At 47.8% G+C, this 6,933-nt stretch carries 7 protein-coding genes; 2 read left to right on the top strand and 5 right to left on the bottom strand.

The window, feature by feature from the left end; genetic code table 11:
- Positions 1-44: 44 nt before the first annotated feature.
- The gene (locus ACK5NH_RS19515) at positions 45-2,027 is read left to right on the top strand and encodes a M14 family metallopeptidase (RefSeq protein ID WP_416922754.1); all 1,983 of its coding nucleotides are present in this window, start codon (positions 45-47) and stop codon (positions 2,025-2,027) included.
- 25 nt (positions 2,028-2,052) lie between these two features.
- On the opposite strand, the gene ACK5NH_RS19520 is transcribed toward ACK5NH_RS19515, so the two are convergent.
- Positions 2,053-2,820, bottom strand: coding sequence for a class I SAM-dependent methyltransferase (locus ACK5NH_RS19520; RefSeq protein ID WP_416922756.1), 768 nt, complete (start codon positions 2,818-2,820; stop codon positions 2,053-2,055).
- Between the two features lie 270 nt (positions 2,821-3,090).
- Here ACK5NH_RS19520 and ACK5NH_RS19525 point away from each other — a divergent pair, with 270 nt between their 5' ends.
- Complete coding sequence (locus ACK5NH_RS19525; RefSeq protein ID WP_416922758.1) at positions 3,091-3,867, top strand: hypothetical protein; 777 nt, start codon at positions 3,091-3,093, stop codon at positions 3,865-3,867.
- 616 nt (positions 3,868-4,483) lie between these two features.
- Here ACK5NH_RS19525 and ACK5NH_RS19530 read toward each other — a convergent pair.
- The 4 genes from ACK5NH_RS19530 to ACK5NH_RS19545 form a co-directional block, all read right to left on the bottom strand.
- Complete coding sequence (locus ACK5NH_RS19530) at positions 4,484-4,786, bottom strand: hypothetical protein (protein WP_416922760.1); 303 nt, start codon at positions 4,784-4,786, stop codon at positions 4,484-4,486.
- Between the two features lie 14 nt (positions 4,787-4,800).
- Positions 4,801-5,271: a hypothetical protein gene (locus tag ACK5NH_RS19535; protein WP_416922762.1), complete on the bottom strand. Its 471-nt coding sequence runs from the start codon at positions 5,269-5,271 to the stop codon at positions 4,801-4,803.
- Positions 5,272-5,674: 403 nt separating this feature from the next.
- The gene (locus tag ACK5NH_RS19540; protein ID WP_416922764.1) at positions 5,675-6,118 is read right to left on the bottom strand and encodes a GIY-YIG nuclease family protein; all 444 of its coding nucleotides are present in this window, start codon (positions 6,116-6,118) and stop codon (positions 5,675-5,677) included.
- 10 nt (positions 6,119-6,128) lie between these two features.
- Positions 6,129-6,933 (bottom strand): prolyl oligopeptidase family serine peptidase (locus ACK5NH_RS19545; protein WP_416922766.1); only part of this gene is annotated, 805 nt, incomplete at its 5' end.

Consider the following 6,933-nt stretch of genomic DNA (forward strand, 5'->3'; position numbering starts at 1 on the left):
AAAAGATACCGCCCTAATAAAAATTCGATGTGTGGACTGTTTTCATGCGCTTGTTTTCCCCTTCCGTTATCGCCATTGCCTGCTTATCGGCGGGTTCACTATTCACCGCCCAGCTAGCCGTTGCCGCAAATGCCGAAGTCGCGCAGCCTGAAGTGACGACTACTGGAGCTGCCAACGCTGAGGCCGCTAAAATCGACGCGGTTGACACCAGTGCCGAAAGCAGCGTTTCCCCCGGTGCAGTAGCAGCTCCCGAAGCCGCAGTGACAGCGACACCGACTCGCGCCAATACCTTTGTGAATGACGCCATTCTACCGCCGAGCATTACGTGGCACGGTGCCAGTGAGTCGTTGTTACTCAGCGCCGATAACGAATGGGCGACGCCCTTCGAGCAAAGCAACGGCACCGAAAGCCCAAGCTATGACGATACCATTACTTGGCTCGACCGATTAACGGCCGAAACCACCAAATTGCAGAAAGTCAGCCTGGGTAAGAGCCCTCAAGGGCGCGACATTTGGATGTATGTCGCCAGCAGTGAAGGCATTAACGAATCGGCACGTCTAAAGCAAAACACTAAGCCGACGATTCTGGTGCAGGCAGGGATCCACGCGGGCGAAATCGACGGTAAAGACGCCGGCATGATGCTGCTGCGGGATATCATCAAAGGCGACAAGAGCGACTTGCTCGAAAAGGCTAACTTGCTGTTTGTGCCTATGTTTAGCGTCGATGCCCATGAGCGCAGCGGCGAATTTAACCGCGTTAATCAACGCGGCCCAGTCAATATGGGTTGGCGCACCAATGCCAATAACCTCAACCTGAACCGCGATTACGCCAAGGCCGACACCTTAGAAATGCAGCATATGCTGCGGGCAATCAATGTGTGGCAACCGGATCTGTATATCGATGTGCATGTCACCGACGGTATCGACTACCAGTACGACATCACCTTCGGCTACAACCTCGCCCAAGGCTTGAGTCCCGCCAGTTTCCGTTGGCTCGAAAATAGCTACCGCCCCGCGGTAGAAGCTGCGCTAAGCGCTCAGGGTCATATCCCAGGTCCGCTAATTTTCGCCGTCGACAATACTGATATTACTAAAGGCATGTCACTGTGGAATCCCAGCCCACGTTTCTCTAATGGTTACGGTGACGCCCGCCATCTACCCACCATTTTGATTGAGAACCACAGCTTAAAACCCTTTAAGCAGCGTGTACTTGGCACCTATGTGATGCTAGAGCAAACTCTAAAAACCGTCGGTGACCAAGCGACCAAGTTAAAGAGTGCGATTCAAGAGGATAAATACCGCGCCTCGCCGCTGATCACATTAACGTGGAAATCGGCGCCACTGGCTAAAGGCTGGGATTTTAAAGGCATAGATTACCGGCTAGAGCAGAGTCCAATTAGCGGCACCGAGGTTGTGCGTTGGACTGGCGAGCCTAAGCTGTACCCGAATTTACCTGTACTTGCCGAAACCGTGCCCGATATTAAAGTCACTCGCCCGAGTGCTTACTATATTCCCGCCCAGTGGACGCAAGTGATCGACCGCTTAAATCTACATGGCATTCGGATGACACGTTTAAGCAAGCCAACAGAGCTTAAATTGCAGCAATACAGCTTGAGCAATCCGGTGTTTAATACCAAGGCGTTTGAGGGTCGACTCACTGTGAAGGCCGACTCGACACTGGCGAAACTGACCACCACCTTGCCTGCGGGCACGGTGAAAGTCAGCACAGATCAACCCCTAGGCGATCTGGCGATTTTACTGCTCGAGCCACAATCACCGGATTCACTGCTGCAATGGGGCTTCTTTAACCCTATCTTTACTCGTACCGAATACATTGAGGACTACGCCGTAGAGCCGCTGGCCGCCAAGATGCTGAAGGAAGATCCAAAGCTGCAGGCGGAATTTAACAAAGCGCTGGAAAACCCAGAGTTTGCCGTCGATCCCGAGGCTCGCTTACGCTGGTTCTATGAGCGCAGCCCTTACTACGATAATCAATATCTTAAATATCCGGTCTACCGTAGCCGCTAATCCCCGCAGTTAAAAACGGCAAAGATTAAACAGGCTTACGCGCGCTAATGCTATACACCAAGGGCACATGCTGCCCTTGGTGTGTTAGCACATAACGGCCATCGGCTTGCGCCTCTAGCCCTGCGAAACAGTTATAGGGGCTAAACGCAAATTCGTGGAAGAACTCCAACACTAAGCCCGCCTGCAATAAGGCATTGATCACCTCAGACAAGCTATGTGACCAGCACATTAAGGTCTGCTGCTCATCACCGGCGTTCTCGGTATAGGTCCCTTCCTGCTCAATATCTGGCTCACCCCGATTAAAATAGCTATACCCATCAAATAGCTGCTGCGCCGGATGAAACTCGGCCATATAAAACTGTCCGCTGGGCTTTAAACACGCCGCAATGGTCTGCGCCCAGAGTGTTAAATCCGGCAGCCACACAATGGCACCATAGGAGGTAAAGACAATATCTTGCGGCTCAATCTTGCCCGCTACGCTGTAGACATCGCTACAGATAAACTCGGCGGACAACTGCGTCTGCTGCGCCAGCTTGCGCGCCTCAGCAATCGCCACCTCGGATAAATCGACCCCAGTCACTTTTGCGCCCATTCGCGCCCACGACAGGGAATCTAAACCAAAATGACATTGCAGATGCAGTAGGCTTTTGCCCGCCACCGCAAGCTCATTTAATTCGATTTCCGTTAAGGAGCTGTTGCCACTCAAAAAGCCTTTAACATCATAAAAATCAGAGATTAAGTGCACTCGAGTGCGGGCATCCCAAGCGATTTTATTAGTCGTTAAGTAATCCATATGAGTCCTTTCTGGTTACGCTTTTTATCAAGCTGGAATGTTGGACACACGCTAACCGAATAAGTGAGTAATTTCACCACTCTTTGGGAAAAATCACTCATTCAGCGGACATGTCCGCCCACAACCAAGCGGACACATTTAATTTATCTACATGATTATTAATACATTTTAAAATTGGCATAGGATGTGCAGTCTCGACTGATATCAAGCTTATCGCTCATAGCTCAGCACTCAGTCGGTCGTCGAGTGTCGATAACAAGGAAGAAGAAAATGTCACTACGCCCTTTTATATTCACCCTAGGATTTGTCGCCCTCTTTACGGTTGGCGTGTCACTCACTGGCTGCATTATCAATGTGAACGCCGCCGGCATGCCGGATTTAGACCACCAGCAACGTGAACTCACCCTCGATGCTCAAGACCTACAGGAACTCGTCGCCGAAACGGGTGCAGGCAGCCTTGAGATCATAGGTGTCGAAGGCCTGACCCAAATTAAGCTAGTCGCTGATATTTACGCTAATGACGATAGCAAAGTGATTCTGACCCTTGAGAAAAAGGCCAACAAAGCCCAGCTTAAGGCCGACTTTGAATCCCATAGCAGCTTTAGCAATTACTCGCCCTATATCGACCTTAAGTTACAAGTGCCCGCCGGATTAGCACTGGACATTGACGATGGTTCGGGTGCGATTTTGATCAACAAGATGACCGCGGATATCAAGGTCAAGGATGGCTCGGGCGAACTGGTTATCCATGGCGGCAATAATGTCAGCATCGACGATGGTTCTGGCGCGATTGAAGTCAGCCAAGTCAACGGTAATCTGGCGATTGTCGATGGCTCTGGCGGCATCCAAGTCAATGATATTAAAGGCAGCATCACCATTGATGATGGTTCTGGCGAAATCAACGTCGCCAATGTGCAAAACACAGTCACCATCAACGATGGCTCAGGCGATATCAATGTGGTGAACACCAAGGGCTTAACCATTCTCTCGGCAGGTTCAGGGGATGTGAGCTTCGATAAAATCGATGGCCCAGTCAGTAAACACTAAGCCCGTTAGATTAACAGCGTTACCGCTCAACCAACTTCCCGGCGTAGAGACTGATGTTGCAGTACCCAACCAAATGTCAGTCTTCTACCCACCCCTTTTGCGTTACCGTTCCATGGACATTCTTATGCACTTTATGCCACTAACCCCTTGTAGTGGCATCTTTTTTTGCATCTGAGACTTTCTCAGGCTCAATACAGGTAAACCTTTGGTAACGTTTTACCTAATTGTTTTCGGAGCAAAGTTTGACAATGATTATCTAGATAAACTCACTCGGTGAGCCTGTGCTAGTTTCGATAATGGTTCGAGTTGCTAATAGGCAACATCACAGCTTCAGGCTATCGTATCCCCTAATTGCCTGCCGCAGGCTTTCGCACGCTCTTATATCAGCCGCACCAGTGACTCGCCGTACTTATGTTTTAAAAATCGCGTCCCTGTAGGCTCAACTAAAACATCCATGTTTTAGAAGATCACTGGTGCAACAATGCTTGATTGAGTGCAAACATTGATAGCCGAGTAGTACCTATCATGAGTCTGATTTTACGATAAGTGTCTCAATAAACTGAGCAAGCCAAGATTTTAACATTCTTCATGATGACTTTATGATACTTATTTAGGATTAGCGCTCTTCATTTCCAAGTAAAGGGTTTTGACTGCTTGAAGGTAGCTCTTCAGCTCTTGCTTGCGTTTTCCAAGCTATTTGGGAGAGTTCTTTAATCCTATCAACAAAAGGTTTAGCATCTTTGCCGAATTTTCCTATTACAACTCCAGCATCACCAACAAGTCCCCAAATTTTATCAACATCGCTCATTTTCTTATGAATTTCGGACTGCAGAGACTCCAATCTGCGAAGCAATCTTGAACGGTGATTATCTTCAAATAAGTCTGAACCAGAAATATGTTCTCTCAACTCATTAATCAAACTTTGAACTCGGTCTAAATCTCCATCTGAAAACTCATAAAAAAACCTTTATTAAGAATTTTCTTTTTATTCTCGATTGCCGAAAAGAAATTATTTTTCTTTCTTGAACCAACCTCATCCTCAATAAGCGGTTGAATTAAAAAACTTACCTTTGATAAATATGTGATAAATCCTCTAATACTCTCTGAACTATCATGACCGACTACCGGAATGTCAGGAAGCTTTAACTGATTAAAACATACTTCTTCGTGAGTGCGCGCAATTACTTCGGCGGTAATATCTTCTAATTGGGAGTAATACTGTACTGCTTTTCCAATTGGCATGTTTTGCAATATTTTATCAATTGCAGAGAGATCAGATTCCACCTCTGATTTACCTGCCCTATTAATAACATCAGATGTATTGTTTGCACCTGAGCTACTTAAAATCCGATCAAATTCTACTATTCGCGCCTTAATTTCTGAGGCGGGATTCTGATTACTCATAAGTTACTCTCCTTGTGAACCACAATAGGTATAGCACCGCATTCTAGCTAATCTACAAATAAAATCTAGGCAATAAATCAATCCATTCATTTTAAATCAATCACATAATGCACTTTCGGTTTACCTTCAACCAACAGTCGAAGTAGACACATATGGTCACCTCGGGTTTAGTAAGGCCAACGTCCTATCTTGTTAAAACTACATTTACGTTAATCGATAGCTTAACAAGACACCCACTGTTAAATCCTGCGATTAAACAACAGAATCGGGATATGTGCAGGCTAACAGAATACTCTGTAGTTAATGGGATTAAGCACTGGCATGGAAGTGACCGTTGGCGGCATGGATGCCGCCGTCGAGCCCTCAGGGATGAGTTCATGGCGAGTCACTGGAATGGCTGAGCTTAATCGCTCCCCGCTAACATTCCGAACTCAATCATTGCCAGCTTTTGACTGCGGCTTAACTTTTTAACCGCGATTTCACGCCTTAGCGCATCCCCGTGACTGCCGACGACTTCTTGATACATCAAAGTTAGTGGCCCTTTGCCGCGCAGGTACTTTGCAGCTTTGGGGCTGCTTGATTGATGTTCGTTAAAGCGGCGTGCGACATCTGTGGTGATGCCTGTGTATAAGTGGCCATTGGCGCAGCGGATAAGGTACAGATACCAGATCGAGACTTGTTCTAACTCTGAAGGCGCGCTTTGCTCCGGAGTAACAGCTTGCTCAGCACCTAGCGCTTCTGACATGCTCGAAAGCTGAGCTTTGTTAACAACTTGCGCTTGGCTAGCCCCTTTTCGGGGGCTAGCCGAGGGAGTTGAATTAGCGGCTTCAATCACTACATCGGTCACCCGTTGGCGCCTACTTAGTCATGCCGAGCAGGCTTAAGAAGAAAGCATATTCCTGCGCCGTGTCTTGATACTGGCGGTAACGGCCACTCTTGCCACCGTGTCCTGCATCCATATTAACTTCGAATAACAACACCTTATCGTCCAGTTTGTACCATTTATTTTGCACTTCACGCAGTTTTGCTACCCATTTCGCAGGCTCGAAATACTGCACCTGTGAATCATGCAAACCTGTCGTCACCAACAGGTGTGGGTACTCATGGTCGGCAACATTGTCATAGGGTGAGTAGCTGAGCATATAGTCGAAATAGGTCTTCTCGTTTGGATTGCCCCATTCATCGTACTCGTTGGTGGTGAGTGGAATCGACTCATCGAGCATAGTAGTAACCACATCCACAAAGGGCACGTGCGCCGCAATGGCAAAGTACTTTTCAGGCGCCATATTGGCAATCGCACCCATTAATAGCCCGCCAGCACTGCCACCCGAGGCCACCACTTTATTTTTATCGCCATAACCTTGCTCGGTTAAGGCGGTGGTGACATCGATAAAGTCATTAAAGGTATTCTTTTTATTCAGTAATTTTCCCGCATCGTACCAAGGGCGGCCCAACATTTCGCTGCCGCGCACATGGGCGATGGCATACACAAAGCCGCGGTCGAGCAAACTGATAACCGACGATGAAAAGTCAGGCTCTACTGTGTAACCATATGAACCATAACCATATTGGTACAAAGGATTGGTGCCGTCTTTGTTGAACTTATCCTTACGATACACCAAGGACACTGGCACCTTAGCGCCATCGCGGGCGGTGACAAAT

Origin of the sequence: Shewanella sp. (assembly GCF_047975355.1) — a bacterium.
Taxonomy (GTDB): Bacteria; Pseudomonadota; Gammaproteobacteria; order Enterobacterales; family Shewanellaceae; genus Shewanella.

What these genes read in the sequence shown, in the direction of transcription:
- ACK5NH_RS19515 (WP_416922754.1), top strand. Translation starts at nt 45, where the DNA reads ATGCGCTTGTTTTCCCCTTCCGTTATCGCCATTGCCTGCTTATCGGCG.
- ACK5NH_RS19520 (WP_416922756.1), bottom strand. Translation starts at nt 2,820, where the DNA reads ATGGATTACTTAACGACTAATAAAATCGCTTGGGATGCCCGCACTCGA.
- ACK5NH_RS19525 (WP_416922758.1), top strand. Translation starts at nt 3,091, where the DNA reads ATGTCACTACGCCCTTTTATATTCACCCTAGGATTTGTCGCCCTCTTT.
- ACK5NH_RS19535 (WP_416922762.1), bottom strand. Translation starts at nt 5,271, where the DNA reads ATGAGTAATCAGAATCCCGCCTCAGAAATTAAGGCGCGAATAGTAGAA.